Below are 18867 nucleotides of genomic sequence, written 5' to 3'. Positions count from 1 at the left end.
CCATGACCGGCATCCACTCCGATATCACCAGCGCATTCGGCAACACTCCCCTGGTCCGACTGAACCGCGTATCGGAGGGCCTGCCCGGGACGATCCTGGCGAAGCTCGAGTTCTACAACCCGGCATCCTCCGTGAAGGACCGCCTCGGCATCGCCATCGTCGACGCCGCCGAAGCCTCGGGTGAGCTGAAGCCCGGCGGCACGATCGTCGAGGGCACGAGCGGCAACACCGGCATCGCCCTCGCGATGGTCGGAGCAGCGCGCGGGTACAAGGTCATCCTGACGATGCCCTCGTCGATGTCGGTCGAGCGTCGGATGCTGCTGCGCGCCTACGGGGCCGAGCTCGTCCTGACCGACCCCTCCCTCGGCATGAAGGGTGCGGTCGGCGAAGCTGAGCGCATCGCCGCGGAGACCCCCGGCGCCGTCCTCGCCAAGCAGTTCGCCAACCAGGCCAACGTCGAGATCCACCGGAAGACCACCGCCGAGGAGATCCTCCGCGACACCGACGGCGCCGTCGACTACTTCGTCGCCGGCATCGGCACGGGCGGCACGATCACCGGTGTCGGTCAGGTGCTGAAGGAGCGGGTGCCGTCCGCGAAGGTCGTCGCCGTCGAGCCCAAGGACTCGCCGCTGCTGACCGAGGGCAAGCCCGGTCCCCACAAGATCCAGGGCATCGGCCCGAACTTCATCCCCCCGATCCTCGACCAGGGCGTGATCGACGAGGTCCAGGACGTCACCTTCGACGACGCGATCGAGACCGCGAAGAAGGTCGCGACGACCGAGGGCATCCTCGTCGGCATTTCGTCGGGTGCCGCCATCTGGGCCGCGCTCCAGGTCGCTGCGCGCCCCGAGGCCGAAGGTAAGAACATCGTCGTCATCATCCCCTCGTTCGGTGAGCGCTACCTCTCGACGGCGCTCTTCGAGGAGTTCCGCGACTGATCCGCACGACGCTCCCCGAAAGGTCCGCCGTGCCCCGCATCGCCTCCTCGTTCGGCCGCGGCCTCGCCTCCGCGGCAGGCTCCGTCCGTGAGGACATCGCCTCCGCCAAGCTGCGGGACCCCGCAGCGCGCGGTGGTCTCGAGATCGCGCTGCTGTACCCGGGGCTCCACGCCGTGTGGAGCCACCGGGTCGCGCACGCCCTGTGGCGGCGCGGGCGGCGGTTCTCCGCGCGGGCCATCTCGCAGATCTCGCGCTGGCTGACCGGGATCGAGATCCACCCCGGGGCCCGCATCGGCAGGCGCTTCTTCATTGATCACGGCATGGGCGTCGTCATCGGCGAGACGGCTGAGGTCGGCGACGACGTGATGCTGTACCACGGCGTCACGCTCGGCGGACGGACACGGAATGCCGGCAAGCGGCATCCGACCCTCCAAGACGGCGTCGCCGTCGGAGCGGGGGCGAAGATCCTCGGACCCATCGTGATCGGCGCACACTCGGTGATCGGCGCGAACGCCGTCGTCACGAAGGATGCCCCTGCGGATTCGGTCCTGGTGGGCGTGCCGGCGCGGGCGCGGCGGCGCGCGACGAACGAGGACACCCGGGCGATCCTGATGGCGCCCGAGTACCAAATCTGAGTCGTCAGTCGAGGGCTGCGAGCGCCCGACCGATACGCTCCACGGCGTCGCGCAGGAGCGGGCGCGGCAGCGAGAAGACGAAGCGGACGTGTCCCGCGGCAGCTTCACCGCAGGCGAGCCCGTCGGTCATGGCGACTCCGGCGTGCTCGCGGAACCACTCCCCCAGATCCCCCTCGAGTCGGTAGTCCCGCACGTCGACGAGCGCGATGTAGGTGCCCTCCGGCATCCGCACCCGCGCCCGCGGCGCGTGCTCTGCGAGAAGCTCGACCAGCAGACGCCGGTTGCCGTCGAGGTAGGTCACGACGTCGTCGAGCCAGGGCCCGCCGTCGGTGAACGCCGCCGTGTTCGCGATGACGCCGAGCGTCGAGGTGCCATGGCCGGCCCACGGACCGAACTCGTCCCACGCGGTCGCGTCCGCCTCATTGGAGAGGACGATCTGCGCGCACTTGAGGCCGGCGAGGTTCCACGCCTTCGAGGCCGAGACGGCGGTCACCGTGTGGCCCGCAGCGATGTCGGAGACCGAGGCGTAGGGAACATGACGCGCGGGTGCGTACACGAGAGGCGCGTGGATCTCGTCGGAGAAGACCCGACCACCCTTCGCGTGCACCACCTCGGCGATCGCGGTCAGCTCGGCCGGGGTAGCGACGGTACCCAGCGGGTTGTGCGGGTTGCAGATGACGAGCAGTCCTCCGCCGTCATCGAAGGCCGCGGCGACGCCGTCGAGGTCCATCGTCATCCGACCGTCGACCTCGATGCTCGGCACCTGGATCACGCGGCGCCCGTGCATCTCGGGCACGAAAAGGAAGGGCATGTAGGCAGGCGTCGGGACGATGACCGCCGAGCCCGGGGCGCTGAACCGTTCGATCGCGAGTTCGAACGCCGAGATCACGTCGGGAAGGGGATGGATGCGGCCGGGGTCGACCTCCCAGCCGCTGGCCCTGGCGTACCAGGCCGCGGTCGCCTGAGCGAGCTCCGCCGAGAAGGCGGTGGGGAGATACCCCGTGGCGCCGTCGTCGAGCGCGCGCTCGAGGGCGTCTCGGATGACGGGGGCGACACCGAAGTCCATCTCGGCGACCCAGGCACCGATCATGCCGGGGTGAGCCGTCCACTTCATGCTGCCGCGGGAGCGGAGCTGATCCTCGGTGATGCCGTCGAATGCGTGCGATGCCACGGTCTCCTCCTTCGCCCGGCCGATACCGGGTCAGCCCTCCGAGCCGACAGCCGCCAGCTGGGCCTCTTCATCCGCGGCGATCGCGGAATCGATGAGGGGCCCCAGAGCGCCGTCCATCACCTGGTCGAGGTTGTATGCCTTGTACCCGGTGCGATGATCGGCGATGCGGTTCTCGGGGAAGTTGTATGTGCGGATGCGCTCGGAACGGTCCATCCCGCGGATCTGCGACCGGCGCGCGTCGGATGCCGCGGCATCCCGCTCTTCCTGTTGCTTGGCCAGCAACCGTGCGCGGAGGACGCGCATACCGGCCTCGCGGTTCTGCAGCTGACTCTTCTCGTTCTGCATCGAGACGACGATGCCGGACGGCACGTGTGTGATGCGGACAGCGGAGTCGGTGGTGTTGACCGACTGACCGCCGGGGCCCGACGAGCGGAAGACGTCGATCTTCAGGTCGTTCGGATCGATCTGCACCTCTTCGGGCTCGTCGACCTCGGGGAAGACGAGCACCCCCGTCGTGGAGGTGTGGATGCGGCCCTGCGACTCCGTCGCGGGTACCCGCTGCACCCGGTGCACGCCGCCCTCGTACTTGAGGTGCGCCCAGACCCCCTGCGCGGGATCGGTCGACGAACCCTTGATCGCGATCTGAACGTCCTTGTAGCCGCCCAGGTCGGATTCGTTCCGCTCGAGGAGCTCGGTCTTCCAGCCGCGGGATGCCGCGTACTGCAGGTACATGCGGAGGAGATCGGCGGCGAACAGCGCCGACTCGGCACCGCCCTCCCCCGCCTTGATCTCGAGGATCACGTCGCGCGCGTCGTCGGGGTCGCGCGGGATGAGGAGGCGCCGGAGCTTTTCCTGCGTGTCGGCGAGGCGCTGCTCGAGAGCGGGGACCTCCTCGGCGAAGGCCGCGTCCTCTTTCGCGAGTTCGCGCGCCGCTGCGAGGTCTTCCTCCGACTCGCGCCAGGCGTCATAGGCGGCGACGATGCGCGACAGCTCCGCGTACCGCCGGTTGACGCGCTTGGCGCGCGACGCATCGGCGTGCACCGCGGGGTCGGAGAGTTCCTCCTGAACCGCGCGGTGCTCGTCGATCAGCGTCTGGACGGACTCGAACACGGCTCGAGGATCAGCGGATGCTGTTCTCGTGGCCGCCGGCAGCCGGGGCCGGCATCGACTTCTGCATCTGCACGAGGAACTCGACGTTGGACGTCGTCTCCTTGAGCTTGCCGAGGACGACCTCGAGAGCCTGCTGCTGGTCGAGGCCCGCGAGGGCGCGACGCAGTTTCCACGTGATCTTGACCTCGTCGGCCGAGAGGAGCATCTCCTCGCGGCGCGTGCTCGACGCGTTGACGTCGACCGCGGGGAAGATCCGCTTGTCGGCGAGCTGACGCGACAGGCGCAGTTCGCTGTTGCCGGTGCCCTTGAACTCCTCGAAGATGACGTCGTCCATCTTGGAGCCGGTCTCGACGAGCGCGGTCGCGAGGATCGTGAGCGATCCGCCGTTCTCGATGTTGCGCGCCGCACCGAAGAAGCGCTTCGGCGGGTAGAGCGCCGACGCGTCGACGCCACCGGTGAGCACACGGCCCGAGGTGGGCGCCGAGATGTTGTACGCACGGCCCAGGCGGGTGATCGAGTCGAGCAGCACGACGACGTCGCGGCCGAGCTCGACGAGGCGCTTCGCGCGCTCGATGGCGAGTTCGGCGACCGTCGTGTGGTCCTCGGCGGGGCGGTCGAAGGTCGAGGCGATGACCTCGCCCTTGACCGTCCGCTGCATGTCGGTGACCTCTTCGGGACGCTCGTCGACGAGGACGACCATGAGGTGGACCTCGGGGTTGTTCGTCGCGATCGCGTTGGCGATCTGCTGCAGCACGATCGTCTTGCCCGCCTTCGGGGGCGCGACGATGAGGCCGCGCTGACCCTTGCCGATGGGGGCGACCAGGTCGATGATGCGCTGCGTGAGCTTCTCGGGCGCGGTCTCGAGGCGCAGACGCTCCTGCGGGTAGAGCGGGGTCAGCTGACCGAACTCGACACGTGTCGCGGCGTCTTCGACCGACAGGCCGTTGACGGCGTCGACCTTGACGAGCGCGTTGTACTTCTGACGGCTCGACTGCTCGCCCTCGCGCGGCTGCTTGATCGCGCCGACGACGGCGTCACCCTTGCGGAGGTTGTACTTCTTGACCTGGCCGAGCGAGACGTAGACGTCGCTCTGACCCGGGAGGTAACCGGTGGTGCGGACGAACGCGTAGTTGTCGAGGACGTCGAGGATGCCGGCGATCGGGATGAGGACATCGTCCTCGCCGATCTCGGTGTCGAACTCGTCATTCGTGGTCTGCCCACGACGCTTGTTGCGCTGACGGCCGCGTCCCTGGCCCTGGCCCTGGTCGTCGTCGGACGCCGAATCGACGGCGGGCTTGTCGGCCGGCGCGTTCTGCGTGTTCCCCCCACGGGCGTTCTCGCCACGGGGGTTCTCGCCACGCTGGTTGTCGTTCTGGGCGTTGCCGCCGCGGGCGTTCTCGTTCTGCCCGTTGCCGTTCTGAGCGTTCTCGCCCTTGTTGCGGTTGCGGCTGCGGCTGCGGCTGCGCGAACGGCTGCGGCTGTTGCCCTCGCCGGCACCATCGGTGTCGTCGGCGGCTGCTGCGGGGGAACCGTTCGAGTCGGCGGGTGCCTGCTCCGCGGAAGCGTCGGTCGCGGCATCCGCGTCGGCGGCGGGCGCGTCGGCTTCGACAGCCGGCGCCTCGACAGCGGGAGTCTCGACGGCCGGAGTCTCGACGGCGGGGGTCTCCTCGGCGACGGGCGCAGCCTCGACGGGCACGGCCTCAGTGGCAGGAAGATCGGTGCTCTTGGCACGGCGCGGTGCGCGCTTGCGCGGTGCCTTCGCGGGCTTCTCTTCGGCCGGCTGCTCATCGGCGGACTTCTCCGCGGCGGCGTCGGCAGACTTCTCGGCTGCGGCGGCCGCCTTCTCCGCGGCGGTCAGACGCTTGGCAGCGGGGCGCTTCTCGGCGACCGGCTGCTCGGTGACGGCCTCATCAGCGGCCGGGGCTTCAGCGGGCTGGGCCTCAGCGGACTGAGCCTCGGCGGCCTCGTCGTCGACGGGTGCCTCTTCGGCGGTGTCGACGGGCGTGTTCGCGGTCGGCTCGGTGCCAGCGGCATCCGTGGTGGTTTCGTCGGCAGCGGCGCCGCCGGTGGCGACGTCGTCGCCGGTCTGGATCTCGGAGATGGACTCCACGAGTTCTCCCTTTCAGATGTGGAAAGTCATAACCGCAGGTGGTCCCGTCCACGACGGGGCCGAATCTTCAGCGGGGTGTTCGCGCAGGCACAGAGTTGCGCAGGCCCGTCAGAAGGGGTGTGCGGTGGTTCGCAGATTTGCGATGGAGGGCAGATTCACGTGATTACGTGGCATCCTCCGTATGGTCCCTCACTGTACCACCCCGTACATCGACGGCCAGCAGAAGGGGCTTCCAAGGCGTGTCGGTCGCCGAGGCCGCGTAGTCGACGGCCTCGAGCCGACGACCCGGCCCGTCCGCCAGGACGAGGACACTCGGACCCGCGCCGGAGACGACCGCCGCGAAGCCCGCGGCGCGCAATCCTTGAACGAGAGCATCGGTCGCGGGCATCGCCTCGGCGCGGTAGGACTGGTGGAGCTTGTCCTCGGTCGCGGCCATGAGGAGCTCGGGGCTCTGCATGAGCGCCGCGATCAGAAGAGCGGACCGCGACACGTTGAAGACTGCGTCCTCTCGCGTGACGTGCAGAGGTGCGAGACCGCGCGCGACCGACGTCGACATCGTGAACTCGGGAACGAAGACGAGCGGCGAGACGCCGCGGTGCACCGCGAGTTTCTTGTGCTGCGGCCCGTTCTGGTCCATCCAGGCGATCGTCAGACCGCCGAAGAGCGCCGGCGCCACGTTGTCAGGGTGCCCCTCGAGTTCGGTCGCGAGCCGCAGCAGCGTCTCGGGACCGAGGGTGACATTGCCCTCGAGCAGCCCCTGCGCCGCCAGCAGTCCGGCGACGACGGCGGCCCCCGAGGAGCCCATCCCCCGCCCGTGCGGGATCACGTTGTGGGCGCGCAGACGGATGCCGGGCATCGGCCGACCGGCCGCCTCGAACGCGTACGCCATCGAGCGGACCACGAGGTGCGAGCCATCCGTCGGAACGTCCACGGCTCCCTCACCGGAGACCTCGATCTCGAGGCCCGGTCCCTCCAGCGCGGTCACGACGAGCTCGTCGTGCACACTCAGGGCGAGACCGAGGGTGTCGAACCCGGGGCCGAGGTTGGCACTCGTCGCGGGGACGCGAACGGCGACGCTGCGCCCGGCGAGCGTCATCCCGCCACGCGGGTGAGATCGAGCGCCGACGCGACCTCGCTGGTCGCAGCATCCACGACGAGCGGCTCGACCTGCGAGCCGTCGGGGTTGCGAAGCGCCCACTGCGGGTCCTTCAGACCGTGACCGGTGACGGTCAGGACGACCTTCGCGCCGTTCGGGATCACGCCCGCCTCGGCACGGTCGAGCAGACCCGCGACGCTGATGGCGGAGGCCGGTTCGACGAAGACGCCGACGGTGCCGGCGAGGAGCTTCTGCGCCGCGAGGATGCGCTCGTCGTCGATCGCTCCGAACCACCCGTCGGTCGCCGACCGAGCCTCGAGGGCGAGGTCCCACGAGGCGGGGTTGCCGATGCGGATGGCGGAGGCGATGGTCTCGGGGTTCTTGACGACCTCGCCGCGGACGAGCGGTGCGGAGCCCTCGGCCTGGAAGCCGAACATGCGGGGCACCCGGGTCGCGACGCCACGCTCTGCCTCTTCGCGGTAGCCGCGCGAGTAGGCGGTGTAGTTACCCGCGTTGCCGACGGGGATGAAGTGGAAGTCGGGGGCGTCGCCGAGCTGGCTGACGACCTCGTAGGCGGCGGTCTTCTGGCCCTCGATGCGGTCGGGGTTGACCGAGTTGACGAGGTGCACCTTGTAGCCGCCGGCGAGCTCGCGCGCGATCTCGAGGCAGTCGTCGAAGTTGCCGCGGATCTGGATGAGCTTGCCGTTGTGGGCGACGGCCTGGCTGAGCTTGCCCATCGCGATCTTGCCCTCGGGGACGAGGACGGCCGCCGTGATGCCCGCGTGCGCGGCGTACGCCGCGGCGGATGCCGACGTGTTGCCCGTCGACGCGCAGATGACGGCCTCGGCGCCGTGCTCGACGGCACGGGAGAGGGCGACGGTCATGCCGCGGTCCTTGAACGAGCCCGTCGGGTTCATGCCCTCGAACTTGATGTAGACGTCGGCACCCGTGATGCGCGACAGCGACGCTGCGGGAATGAGGGGGGTACCGCCCTCGCCGAGGGTCACGACCGTCGACGCGTCGGTGACGCCCAGACGGTCGGCGAACTCGCGGAGGACTCCGCGCCAGACATGTGCCATGTCAATCTCCTTCTACCCGCAGGACCGAGACCACGCGACGGACGGCGCTGGTGGCAGCGAGCCGTTCGACGGTGTCGGCCAGGTCCTGCTCCCGGGCCGTGTGGGTTCCGATGACGAGGTGCGCGACGGCATCCCCGCTCTCCCGGGCGACGGCGTCGCCCGAGGTGGTCTGTTCGACGGTCGCGATCGACACGCTCCCGTCGCTGAGGATGCCGGCGACCGTGGCGAGCACGCCCGGCTTGTCGTCGACCTCGAGGGTGATCTGGCAGCTCGTCCGGATGCGGCCGATCGGCACGATCGGAAGGTTCGCACGCGTCGACTCACCGACGCCGGGGCCACCGGCGACGTGCCGACGCGCCGCCGAGACGACGTCGCCGAGGACGGCGGAGGCGGTCTGCACTCCCCCGGCTCCCGCGCCGTAGAACATGAGGTCGCCTGCGGCCTCGGCCTCGACGAACACGGCGTTGTTCGCGCCGTGGACGGAAGCCAGGGGGTGCTCGCGCGGAACGAGCGCCGGGTAGACCCGAACCGAGATGGCCTCGCCCGTCGGCGCGGCGTCGGGCTGGTCGACGAGCCGCTCGCAGACGGCCAGCAGCTTGACGACGTAGCCCGCCTTGCGGGCGGCCTCGATGACACCGGCATCCACCGACGTGATGCCCTCGCGGTGGACGGCGTCGAGTGGCACCGAGGTGTGGAAGGCGAGGCTCGCGAGGATCGCCGCCTTTTGAGCGGCGTCGTAGGCCTCGACATCCGCCGTCGGGTCGGCCTCGGCGTACCCGAGACGCTGCGCTTCGGCGAGGACCTCGTCGAAGCCGAGTCCCTCGCGGTCCATGCGGTCGAGGATGTAGTTCGTCGTGCCGTTGACGATGCCCATGATCCGGCGGACGCGGTCGCCGGCGAGCGAATCGCGAAGCGGACGGATGATCGGGATGGCGCCGGCCACGGCGGCCTCGTACGCGACGGTCGCACCGACCTGGTCTGCGGCGTCGAAGATTTCGCTGCCGTGCGTCGCGAGGAGCGCCTTGTTGGCCGTGACGACGTCGGCGCCGGAGGCGAGGGCGTGGAGGATGCGGGTGCGCGCCGGCTCGAGCCCGCCGGTGACCTCGATGACGATGTCGGCGCCGGCGATGAGCGTGTCGGCATCCGTCGTGTACAGCTCGCGCGGCAGGTCGGCCTCGCGGGGGGCGTCGACGTCGCGGACGGCGATGCCGACGAGGTCGAGAGGCGCACCGGCGCGGTCGGCGAGCTCGTCGGCGTGGGTCAGCAGCAGGCGTGCGACCTGGGATCCGACGGCGCCTGCTCCGAGCAGGGCGACGCGGAGGCGACGGGGTTCGATCATGCGGACTCCTCGGGGGTACGGGATGCGGCCGGTGCGACGCCGAGGTCGCGCGCCAGCAGGTCGTTCTCATCCTCGCCGCGGACGATCAACCGCACGGTACCACCGGCGACGGCGACGACAGGAGGACGGGTCAGATAGTTGTAATTGCTCGCGAGCGAGAAGCAGTACGCCCCGGTCGCCGCGACGGCGAGCAGGTCACCCGGCTCCACATCCGCGGGCAGGTACTCGGCGGACACGACGATGTCGCCGGCTTCGCAGTGGCGGCCGACCACGCGCGTCAGCGCCGGCTCCGCGTCGCTGCGGCGGCTCGCGACGCGGGCGGTGTAATCCGCGCCGTAGAGCGCCGTCCGCGCGTTGTCGCTCATACCGCCGTCGACGCTCACGTAGAGGCGCTCGAGGTCGTCGGAGACGCGGACGGGCTTGACCGTGCCGACGCTGTAGAGGGTCACTCCCGCGCGGCCGACGATGGTGCGGCCCGGTTCGAAGGCGAGCTCGGGGAGCGGGATGCCGCGGCTCTCGCACTCGCGGGCGACCGCCGCGACGATGCCGTCCGCGAGCTCCGCGATCGGCGTCGGGTCGTCCTTCGACGTGTAGGCGATGCCGAACCCGCCGCCGAGGTTCAGAAGAGGAACGTCTCCCCCTTCGAGGAGGCGCGCGTGCACCTCGACGACGCGCGCCGCCGACTCGGCGAACCCGGCGGTGCCGAAGATCTGCGAGCCGATGTGGCAGTGGAGACCGGCGAAGCGGAGTGACGGCAGTTCGCGGATGCGGGCGACCGCCGCTTCGGCATCCGTCAGGGTGAAACCGAACTTCTGATCTTCGTGCGCCGTCGCCAGGAAGTCATGCGTCTCGGCGTGGACGCCACTGTTGACACGGACGAGCACGGTCTGCACGACGCCCTGCGCGGCGGCTTCATCGGCGATGCGCTCGATCTCGACGAGCGAGTCGATGACGATCGAGCCGACGCCCACCCGCACCGCGCGGGCGATCTCCGGGACGAGCTTGTTGTTGCCGTGGAGTCCGAGGCGAGCCGGGTCGGCGCCCGCGGCGAGGGCGACCGCGAGCTCGCCGCCACTGGCGACGTCGACGTTGAGGCCCTCCGCGGTGACCCAACGCACGACGTCGGTCGTCAGGAACGCCTTGCCGGCGTAGTAGACCCGCGCGGTGCCGCCGTGGCGGGCCGCGGCATCCTGGAACGCCGTCAGGACCTCGCGGGCCCGGGCGCGGACGAGGTCTTCGTCGACGACGTAGAGCGGCGTACCGAATCGCGCGGCGAGCTCGGTCGCCGAGACGCCGCCGAAGACGATCGCCCCCGCCTCGTCACGTGACGCCCCGGTCGGCCAGACGCTCTCCGAGAGCGCATTCGCATCGTCGGGCGGCAAGAGCCACTCGGGCACGGCGGGGCGTTCGGAGGTGGTGGACACGCAGGGGCACCAATCGAAAGGGGGAACGGGTACGTCGGGCGGTGTGGCCACGCCCCGACAGTGCCCACAGTCTAGGGCACCGGGGCCACAGCTCCCGGCTCGGTGACGCTACGAGGCGTCGCTGCAGGAGCCGGACGCTTGGGCTGCCTTGTCGCGCAGGATCGAGCTGTCGATCTCGAAGTCGGCGACGATTCCGCGATCCTCGATCGTGACGCCCGTCAGCGTCAGGGCCTTCGGCAGGTACTGGGCGACGCAGACCGGCCACTCCTCCAGGAGCGATCCGACGAGCGGGCCGAGCTGCGCGCGCAACGCGTCCGCCGACAGGTCGGCACCGGCGAGGCGGAACGTCGTCGGCGACAGCACGATCTCACCGTCACGCGCGTCGGCCGACAGGCTCACCCCGACCGGAACGGACGCTCCGAAGACCCTCACGTCGGTGTCGACGGCGACCTCGGGCGGGTTCAGCGTGACCGAATCGACGGGGAACCCGTCGACCTTCGACAGCAGTGCGCGGGTCTGGGCCTGATTCAGGACGACCGTCGCGTTCGCGCCGGACCAGTCGGCATCCCGATACATCGGCACGTCCTGCGCCGTCACGTCGACGTCCGCCGTGATGCCGTTCAGCTCGACGTCGTCGGCTGTGAGCCGGATCTCCGGCAGCTGCCCCACCACGAGCAGCGGGAGCAGAAGCGGCGCGGGGATGTCGACGTCGATCTTCTGATCAGCGGGAAGACCGACGTTCTCGACGATGCGATCGCGGATGATCTGCGGCGTGACGATGCGCGCCGTGACCTCCGCTGCGACCAGCAGTCCCACGATCACGAGGAGCGTGATGACGAGCCACGCGCCACGTCGACGCGGACGACGACGAGCGGGCCGGACCTCCGTCACGGTCGTCATGTCACATCCGTTCGGGCGCGCTGACACCGAGCAGGTCGAGGCCGTTGCGGAGAACCTGACCGGTGGCGTCGTTGAGCCACAGGCGCGTGCGGTGCACGTCTGTGACCTCTTCGTCGCCGAGGGGCGTGACGCGGCAGGAGTCGTACCAGCGGTGGTACAGGCTCGCAAGCTCCTCGAGGTAGCGGGCGATGCGGTGAGGCTCGCGGAGCTCGGCCGCGAAGGCGACCAGGCGGGGGAATTCCTGCAGCGCTCCGAGGAGTGCGGACTCCGTCTCGTGCGTCAGCAGCTCCGGCGCGAAGGCGTCGCGGGCGACGCCGGAGTCTGCCGCGTTCCGGGCGACATTGTGCGTGCGGGCGTGGGCGTACTGCACGTAGAACACCGGGTTGTCGTTCGTCCGCTTCTGCAGGATCTCGGGGTCGAGCGTCAACGGCGAATCGGCCGGGTAGCGCGCCAGCGAATAGCGGAGCGCGTCGGTGCCGAGCCATTCCCGCAGGTCGTCGAGCTCGATGATGTTGCCCGCGCGCTTGGACAGCCGCGCCCCGTTGATGGAGACGAGCTGCCCGATGAGCACCTCGATGTCCTTCTCGGGGTCGTCGCCGGCGGCACCGGCGAGGGCCTTCAAGCGGTGCACGTAACCGTGGTGGTCGGCACCCAGCAGGTAGATCTTGTGCGCGAAGCCGCGGTCGCCCTTGTTCAGGTAGTACGCGGCGTCGGCGGCGAAGTAGGTGTACTCGCCGTTGGAACGACGGATGACGCGGTCCTTGTCGTCGCCGAAGTCGGTCGTCCGCACCCACACGGCGCCATCGGCGTCGAAGACGTGGCCCTGGGCACGCAGGCGGTCGACGGCCTCATCGACGAGGCTCGGGCCGCCGTCGGCACCCTCGGCGTGAAGCGTCCGCTCGCTGAAGAAGACGTCGAAGTGGACGTTGAACTTGGCGAGGGATGCCTGGAGCTCCGCGAGCTGCAGCTCGTAGGCCTTGTCGCGGGCCGCGGCCACCCGCTCGTCCTCGGGCAGGTCGGCGATCCCAGGCTCGGCCTCGGCGACACGCGTCGCGAGGTCGTCGATGTACGCGCCGGCGTAGCCGTCCTCCGGAGCCGGCTCGCCCTGCATGCGGGCGAGCACCGAGCGACCGAAGCGATCCATCTGCGCGCCGGCGTCGTTGATGTAGAACTCGCGGACGAGGGTCGCACCGCTGGCGAGCAGCAGGCGGGCGATCGCATCGCCGAGAGCCGCCCAGCGCGTGTGGCCGATGTGCATGGGGCCGGTCGGGTTCGCGCTGACGAACTCGAGGTTGATCGTGTTCCCCTCCTGGCTGCGACCACGACCAAAGGCGGTGCCCGCCTCGACGATCGTCCTGGCGAGCGCGCCGGCAGCGGCGGCATCCAGTCGGATGTTGATGAACCCGGGACCGGCGACCTCGACCGAGGCGATGCCGTCGACTGCGGCGAGCGCGCCCGCGACCTCGGCCGCGAACTCGCGCGGGTTCACGCCGACCTGCTTCGACAGCTTCAGAGCCGCGTTCGAGGCCCAGTCGCCGTGGTCGCGGTTCTTCGGGCGCTCGACGGGGAAGTCGGTGAGCGTCAGTGCCTCACCGGAGCCGGGTCGTCGCGCCTCCACGAGCGGGGAGACGACGGCGAGAAGGGCTGCGGCGAGGGCTTCGGGAGTCATAGCCCGTCAAGTCTACGTTTCAGCCGATCCTCACGCCGACGGCAGGACCACCCAGAGCCGGGCACCACCCGACGGCGAGTCGTCGATGCCCATGCGACCGCCGTGGGACTCGACGATGCGGCGGCACGTCGCCAGACCGATGCCGAAGCCGGGGACGTCGACGTTGGATCCGCGCTCGAGAGGCTCGAGGACGAGTTCGCGCTCGGCGAGCGGCACACCCGGTCCGTTGTCATCGACCGTGATCCGGACGCCCGCGACGACCGTTCCCACCGCCACCGCGATCTGCGGGGTCAACCCACCGGCACCGGCGAACTTCACGGCGTTTCCGACGAGGTTCTGCATCAGGACACCGAGGAGGGTCGGGTCGGCGGGCACGAGGACGGATGCGTCGACCGTCACCTCGGCGCCGTGGTCGTGGCCGCCCGTCCGCAGGTCCTCCATCGTGGCGGCGACCAGGGGAGCGATGTCGACCGCACTGCGGCGGATGGGCGCTCCGCCGACGCTGGCGTAGTCGAGCAGACGCGCGATCATGCCCGACATGCGGTCGGCGACGGACTCGGCGCGTGCCAGGGCACGGGAGGCGGCGGGGAGGCCGGCGACCTCGGGCACCTCGGAGGCGAGTTCGATGTAACCCGTCAACGCGGTGAGCGGGTTGCGGAGATCGTGAGCGACCTGCGCGGCGAAGTTCTCCAGCTGTTCGTTCGACTCGCCGAGCTCGCGCGTCAGGCGACGCAGCTCCAGGACGTCGACGATCTGATGGGCGATGAGGGCGAGCGCGGCGCTCTCGTCCTCGGGCAGTTCGCGCGGCTTGTCGTCGAAGATGCAGATCGTGCCGATCGGAACTCCCGACGGGGTGACGAGCGGGCTCGAGGCGTAGAAGCGGACGTTGGCCACTTCGCCGGTCACGAAGGGGTTGCCGGCGAAGCGCTCATCGAGGGTCGCGTCGCTGACCACGGTGTGCCCGGGCTTTCGGAACACCACCGCGCACATCGAGTCCTCGCGGCTGCACACCGCGGGCTCGATGCCGACAGCGGCGATCTGGTGCTGGAAGCGGTCGTCGATGATGTTGATGACGGCCGTGGGGACGCCGCAGACCGTGGCCGCCAACTGCACGAGGCCCTGCAGATCGGGCTCGGGCGCCCCACCGAGCACGCCGTACTGCTCGATGATCGCGCGACGTATCGCGTCGTCAGCCGTTTTCACCATCTGCTCCCCGAGTTGTTGGCATCACCATATCCACCGCGCCGCCTCCGCGGCGGAGATGGCGTCACGCCAGTGAGATGAGTTCCGTGCGGTCGTCGCGGAGCGGGTCGGATGCCGTCGCCACAACCTCGTCGAGCCCCTCGACATGGGCATCCACGAACATCCGCTGCAGAGCGAGATTCGCGCCGTAGTAACTGAGGAACGCGCAATCCGCGGCATCCCTACCCGTCGCGATGCGGACGAGACCACGGCGGTTCGACAGCCGGGTCGCATCGACGACCCGCCAGCGCCCGTCGACCCACGCCTCTGCGACGGCGTGGAAGTCCATCGGGACGAGGCCCGGCGCGTAGCACGCGACGTAGCGCGCCGGCACGTCCATCGCGCGCAACAGGGCGATCACGAGGTGAGCGTAATCGCGGCAGACGCCCTGCCCCGTGGCGAGGGTGGTGACCGCGGAGTCCGTCCCGAGCGAGAGTCCCGGCGAATAGGTGACGGTCTCAGCGACGTAGGCCTCGACGGCCGCGAGGAGGTCGGTGCCTCGGACTCCGCCGAACTGGCGTCGCGCCTGTGCGAAGACGGAGTCGGACGGCGAGTAGCGACTGGGACGCAGGTACATGGCGGTGTCGAGCTCCGACGCCGGGGCGGCCTCCGCCCTCCCTTCGACGCGGGCGTCGTAACGGACTCGGAGCGGCCCGGCATCGAGGCGGATGCGGTGCAGCCGGGTGCCGACGGCATCCGTCACCACGGTGGGGACGAGCTCCTCACCGTCACGCTCGATCCAGAGCTGCTCGTGAGCGACCGGAACTCCGGCGGCGACGGCGACGGAAAGGATGAGGTCGAGCTCCCCTTCGACGTCAAGGTCGAGTTCCGCTCTGACGACACGCTGCACCGATCAATCCTCGCACGAGGAGGATGCCGGGCGGCGGGCTGACCGGAGGCAGGGAAACCGCTGTCGATCGCTTACCCTCTTCGCATGACCTCTGAACGACGAGCGCGTGGCTGGGGGGTGGCCATCGTCGCCGCCGGGGTGGCCGCGATCGTCGCACTGGCCGCCTGGCAGCCGTGGCGGACCACTCCCACCGTCGAAGCCGCAGCCTCCGGCGGTGGCGTCGCGAGCGTCGAGCCGCTGTCGATTCCCGCCGACGCCAACGTGCTGGTGTTCGGGGACTCGTGGACGTGGGGCGCCGCGGCCACGCGACCGACAGAGGGGTACGCCTACCGTCTGGGTTGGCTCAGCGGGTGGAACGTCACCGTCGACGGGGTGAAGGGTTCGGGTTACCTGTCGCCCGGAGTGGACCGGCCCGACTTCGGTGCCCGTGCGACGTCGCTCGACCCGACGGCCGACTACGACCTGATCATCATCCAGGGCTCCATCAACGATCGCCTCAAGGGCGAGCGCGGCTACCGCGAAGCCGTGGATGCGACCTGGGACACCTTCGAGCGCCTTTACCCGCGCGCTCAGGTCGTCATCCTCGGACCGGCCCCCCATCAGTTCCCGGTTCACGAGGGCACCATCCGCATCGACGGCGACCTGAAGGCAGCCGCAGCCGATCGTCACTGGTGGTACCTCTCGCCGCTGCAGGAGCAGTGGCTCACGCCCGCAAACTACCTCGAGATGATCGACACAGGTGCGGGCCGCAATCATCCGTCCGACCGCGGGCACGCGTACCTGGCCGAGAAACTGCTCGCAGCGCTCACCGAGCGAAGCGCCACGACGGATGCCGGCACGACCCTCGAGGACGAACCGGCACCCGTGGTCCCCTGACAGGGGAGAACGCTCAGGCGCTGATCGCCTCGGCGATCGGCTGGTCACCGTTATTGAACGAGATCGTGCGCCCGATCGTGCTCGGGTCTGCAAGAGCTGCCGCAATCACGGCCGCGACATCCGCACGAGAGACCGAGGTCCCCTCGTCGGCGTCTGCATCGATCCTTCCGGTCGGCTCGTCGAGAGTGAGCGCAGACGGAGCCAGGATCGTCCAGTCCAGGTCGGCCTTCTGCAGGTGTTCGTCGGCTGCGGCCTTCGACTCCGCGTACGCGAAGAAGTCGTCGGACGGGTCGACACCGTGGTCGGGGCCTGCGCCGAAGTAGGAGACCATCAGGTAGCGCCGCGCCTCGGCGGCGACAGCCGCGTCGATGGAGCGGATCGCCGCATCCCGGTCGACGGCGTACGTGCGCTCCGCGGAACCGCCCCCGGCGCCGGCCGACCACACGACGGCGTCGCTGGCAGCCAGAATCTCGGTGATCGAGTCGGTGTCGGATGACGAGACGTCGGCCACGAGCGGGGTGGCACCGGTGCGGACGATGTCGTCGCTGTGGTCCGGGTTGCGGATGACGGAGGTCACCTCGTGTCCCGCCTCGACGAGGAGGGGGGCGAGGAGCAGGCCGACCTTTCCGTGTCCGCCGATGATCGTGATGTGTGCCATGGTGAGGCTCCTTTCGTCAACCCCCGACGCTACGTCGGACAGGCGATGAAGCGCCTGCCCTTGCGCTTGTACTCTCGACGTGGAAGGCGGCGCGGTCCGCCTTCGAACCGTGGGAACGAGGGGGATTCAGACGTGAGCGAGACGACGCCTGCCGGATGGTATCCGGCACCGCACGCCGACAATGAGCTGCGGTACTGGGACGGCGCGGCATGGCACGCGGCGCCCGCGTACTTGCCGCCGGAGGCCGCCGCGGCGCACGGCGCACCGAACCCCGGCATCCCCGCCCCGGCCGCGCCGCAGCTGCCGCCGTACGCAACCGGCGCCGCCTACGGCTCCCCCGCCCCGGGTATGCCGCCGGCGTACCCCGCCTACCCGGGCTACCCGACCGGCCCGCTGCCACCGTCCCGTCCTCAGGGTCTGGCGATCGCCGCGCTCTCGGTCGGTATCGCGGCGTTCATCTTCGCCTGGATCCCGTTCTTCGGCTTCCTCGTCGCAGTCACGGGGACGATCCTCGGCATCATGGCGCTCGTGCGCCGGCAGCCGAAGGGGTTCGCACTGACGGGGACGATCCTTGCCGGGTTCGCCCTGATCTGGGCCGGGTTCGTCAGCTTCGCGATCGCCATCGCTATTTGGTCGCCCGCGGGCACCTACAACGACGACTATTACGACTCGGCGCCCCAGCCCGAGGCCTCGCCGACCGTCCCGGACATCCAGCCGAACGCCCCGGAGTCAGGTGAGGGCTCGCTCGACGAGCCGCTCCCCCTCCCGTACATCGGCGGAACGTCGAGCTCGCCGGAGTACTCGGCGGAGGCCCGCATCGTCGATGAGGACGCGACCGACGAGGTCCTCTCCTGGAACGAGTACAACGCGACCGGCACCGAGGGCAAGAAATACGTCCTGGTGGAGATGGCCGTGACCGGCATCGATCCCGATGGGATCCCCGCCGCCTACGCGACCTACGACCTTTCCCTCGCCACGCCCGACGGTGCGGTCTACCCGACGTCGTTCGTCGTGGCCGCAGATGAGACGACCCTCCTCGCGGATGCCGGCACCATCGTCGAAGGCGACACGGTCACGGGCCTCGTGGCCTACCTCGTACCCCAGGATGCGACGGATCTGCTGCTGTCGGACTACCAGGACTACTACTCGTTCTGACCCGGCAGGCGGATGACGCGGTCCTCGTCCCACGGCTCGTTCCAGCCCAGGCGCGAGAAGAGACCGTCGAGGATCATCGCCGTGAACCCCCAGACGAGGCGATCGCCCCGAGCCGTCGGGATCAGGAAGGCGGGCCCGCGGAACTCGCCGCGCTCGGAGCGGATGACGGTGATGCCGCGGTGCGCCGGATCGAGGAGGTCGGCAACGGGGGCCCGGAACACGTCCGCCGACTCGGCTTCGTCGACCACGCGGACGGGTGATGGACGTCGCCACCAGGCGAGGACCGGGGTGACGAGGTGCTGCGAGTGCTCGAGCGGGATGGGCTCGAGGGTGCCGAGCACCTCCACCCCCGCGACGTCGAGCCCGGTCTCCTCCCACGCTTCGCGCAGGGATGCCGCGACGGCATCCGCATCTCCCGGGTCGACCCGGCCACCGGGGAAGGCCACCTGGCCGGGATGGGCTCGGAGAGTCTCGGCGCGCGACAGGAGCAGGACGTCGAGATCGCGCGAAACGGCGCCCGCCGAGTACTCGCGGTCGGCCGGCACGTCGTCGAGGACTCCGAAGAGGATGAGCACGGCGGCCGGCCGCGCCCCCGGCACGGCGGGCATGCTTCGG

General features: G+C 70.0%; 17 protein-coding genes. 4 read left to right on the top strand and 13 right to left on the bottom strand.

Translation table 11 applies throughout. From position 1 onward, the window contains the following. Window positions 1–2 precede the first annotated feature (2 nt). Window positions 3–938 carry a cysteine synthase A gene (cysK, locus tag MO1_RS14195; RefSeq protein ID WP_018188635.1) on the top strand — a complete coding sequence of 312 codons (936 nt, stop codon included), beginning with the start codon at window positions 3–5 and terminating at the stop codon, window positions 936–938. 29 nt (window positions 939–967) lie between these two features. Continuing rightward, entirely contained in the window at window positions 968–1573 is a 606-nt protein-coding gene (gene epsC, locus MO1_RS14190; RefSeq protein WP_060916404.1) for a serine O-acetyltransferase EpsC, read from the top strand. 4 nt (window positions 1574–1577) lie between these two features. On the opposite strand, the gene MO1_RS14185 is transcribed toward epsC, so the two are convergent. The 11 genes from MO1_RS14185 to MO1_RS14135 form a co-directional block, all read right to left on the bottom strand. Further along, entirely contained in the window at window positions 1578–2744 is a 1167-nt protein-coding gene (locus MO1_RS14185) for a MalY/PatB family protein (RefSeq protein ID WP_060916403.1), read from the bottom strand. A 30-nt stretch (window positions 2745–2774) separates the two neighbouring features. Further along, window positions 2775–3854, bottom strand: coding sequence for a peptide chain release factor 1 (prfA, locus tag MO1_RS14180; protein WP_060916402.1), 1080 nt, complete (start codon window positions 3852–3854; stop codon window positions 2775–2777). 10 nt (window positions 3855–3864) lie between these two features. After that, window positions 3865–5964, bottom strand: coding sequence for a transcription termination factor Rho (gene rho / locus MO1_RS14175; protein ID WP_036312554.1), 2100 nt, complete (start codon window positions 5962–5964; stop codon window positions 3865–3867). A gap of 163 nt (window positions 5965–6127) precedes the next feature. Continuing rightward, the gene (gene thrB / locus MO1_RS14170) at window positions 6128–7060 is read right to left on the bottom strand and encodes a homoserine kinase (protein WP_060916401.1); all 933 of its coding nucleotides are present in this window, start codon (window positions 7058–7060) and stop codon (window positions 6128–6130) included. Then, window positions 7057–8139, bottom strand: a complete 1083-nt coding sequence (gene thrC / locus MO1_RS14165) for a threonine synthase (RefSeq protein ID WP_036312557.1) — start codon at window positions 8137–8139, stop codon at window positions 7057–7059. The genes thrB and thrC overlap by 4 nt, the downstream gene beginning before the upstream one ends. 1 nt (window position 8140) lies before the next feature. Further along, complete coding sequence (locus tag MO1_RS14160; protein WP_060916400.1) at window positions 8141–9478, bottom strand: homoserine dehydrogenase; 1338 nt, start codon at window positions 9476–9478, stop codon at window positions 8141–8143. Continuing rightward, window positions 9475–10902, bottom strand: a complete 1428-nt coding sequence (gene lysA / locus MO1_RS14155) for a diaminopimelate decarboxylase (RefSeq protein ID WP_060916399.1) — start codon at window positions 10900–10902, stop codon at window positions 9475–9477. The genes MO1_RS14160 and lysA overlap by 4 nt, the downstream gene beginning before the upstream one ends. 108 nt (window positions 10903–11010) lie before the next feature. Further along, a complete protein-coding gene (locus MO1_RS14150) occupies window positions 11011–11802 on the bottom strand; it encodes an LmeA family phospholipid-binding protein (protein WP_036312563.1) in 792 nt (263 codons plus the stop codon). Between the two features lies 1 nt (window position 11803). Then, complete coding sequence (locus tag MO1_RS14145; RefSeq protein ID WP_060916398.1) at window positions 11804–13471, bottom strand: arginine--tRNA ligase; 1668 nt, start codon at window positions 13469–13471, stop codon at window positions 11804–11806. Between the two features lie 30 nt (window positions 13472–13501). Continuing rightward, a complete protein-coding gene (locus MO1_RS14140; protein ID WP_036312567.1) occupies window positions 13502–14677 on the bottom strand; it encodes a GAF domain-containing sensor histidine kinase in 1176 nt (391 codons plus the stop codon). 61 nt (window positions 14678–14738) lie between these two features. Then, window positions 14739–15563, bottom strand: a complete 825-nt coding sequence (locus tag MO1_RS14135) for a transglutaminase-like domain-containing protein (RefSeq protein WP_036312569.1) — start codon at window positions 15561–15563, stop codon at window positions 14739–14741. 84 nt (window positions 15564–15647) lie between these two features. Here MO1_RS14135 and MO1_RS14130 point away from each other — a divergent pair, with 84 nt between their 5' ends. Next, on the top strand, window positions 15648–16439 hold the full coding sequence (locus tag MO1_RS14130) for an SGNH/GDSL hydrolase family protein (protein ID WP_036312571.1): 792 nt from the start codon (window positions 15648–15650) through the stop codon (window positions 16437–16439). Between the two features lie 13 nt (window positions 16440–16452). Here the strand turns inward: MO1_RS14130 and MO1_RS14125 are convergent, their stop codons facing one another. Further along, complete coding sequence (locus MO1_RS14125; protein WP_036312573.1) at window positions 16453–17097, bottom strand: SDR family oxidoreductase; 645 nt, start codon at window positions 17095–17097, stop codon at window positions 16453–16455. 132 nt (window positions 17098–17229) lie between these two features. Between MO1_RS14125 and MO1_RS14120 the strand changes: the two genes are divergently transcribed. Further along, window positions 17230–18252: a DUF2510 domain-containing protein gene (locus MO1_RS14120; protein WP_060916397.1), complete on the top strand. Its 1023-nt coding sequence runs from the start codon at window positions 17230–17232 to the stop codon at window positions 18250–18252. On the opposite strand, the gene MO1_RS14115 is transcribed toward MO1_RS14120, so the two are convergent. Beyond that, window positions 18240–18867, bottom strand: a 628-nt coding sequence (locus MO1_RS14115; protein ID WP_060916396.1) for an NUDIX hydrolase, incomplete at its 5' end; no start/stop codon positions are given. The two genes, MO1_RS14120 and MO1_RS14115, sit on opposite strands and share 13 nt — an antisense overlap.

The organism is Microbacterium oleivorans NBRC 103075 (genome assembly GCF_001552475.1).
Taxonomy (GTDB): domain Bacteria; phylum Actinomycetota; class Actinomycetes; order Actinomycetales; family Microbacteriaceae; genus Microbacterium; species Microbacterium oleivorans.
This window is presented reverse-complemented; position numbering and strand designations above follow the sequence as displayed.

What these genes read in the sequence shown, in the direction of transcription:
- MO1_RS14150 (WP_036312563.1), bottom strand. Translation starts at nt 11,802, where the DNA reads ATGACGACCGTGACGGAGGTCCGGCCCGCTCGTCGTCGTCCGCGTCGA.
- MO1_RS14160 (WP_060916400.1), bottom strand. Translation starts at nt 9,478, where the DNA reads ATGATCGAACCCCGTCGCCTCCGCGTCGCCCTGCTCGGAGCAGGCGCC.
- MO1_RS14130 (WP_036312571.1), top strand. Translation starts at nt 15,648, where the DNA reads ATGACCTCTGAACGACGAGCGCGTGGCTGGGGGGTGGCCATCGTCGCC.
- MO1_RS14125 (WP_036312573.1), bottom strand. Translation starts at nt 17,097, where the DNA reads ATGGCACACATCACGATCATCGGCGGACACGGAAAGGTCGGCCTGCTC.
- thrC (WP_036312557.1), bottom strand. Translation starts at nt 8,139, where the DNA reads ATGGCACATGTCTGGCGCGGAGTCCTCCGCGAGTTCGCCGACCGTCTG.
- thrB (WP_060916401.1), bottom strand. Translation starts at nt 7,060, where the DNA reads ATGACGCTCGCCGGGCGCAGCGTCGCCGTTCGCGTCCCCGCGACGAGT.
- MO1_RS14140 (WP_036312567.1), bottom strand. Translation starts at nt 14,677, where the DNA reads ATGGTGAAAACGGCTGACGACGCGATACGTCGCGCGATCATCGAGCAG.
- cysK (WP_018188635.1), top strand. Translation starts at nt 3, where the DNA reads ATGACCGGCATCCACTCCGATATCACCAGCGCATTCGGCAACACTCCC.
- MO1_RS14145 (WP_060916398.1), bottom strand. Translation starts at nt 13,471, where the DNA reads ATGACTCCCGAAGCCCTCGCCGCAGCCCTTCTCGCCGTCGTCTCCCCG.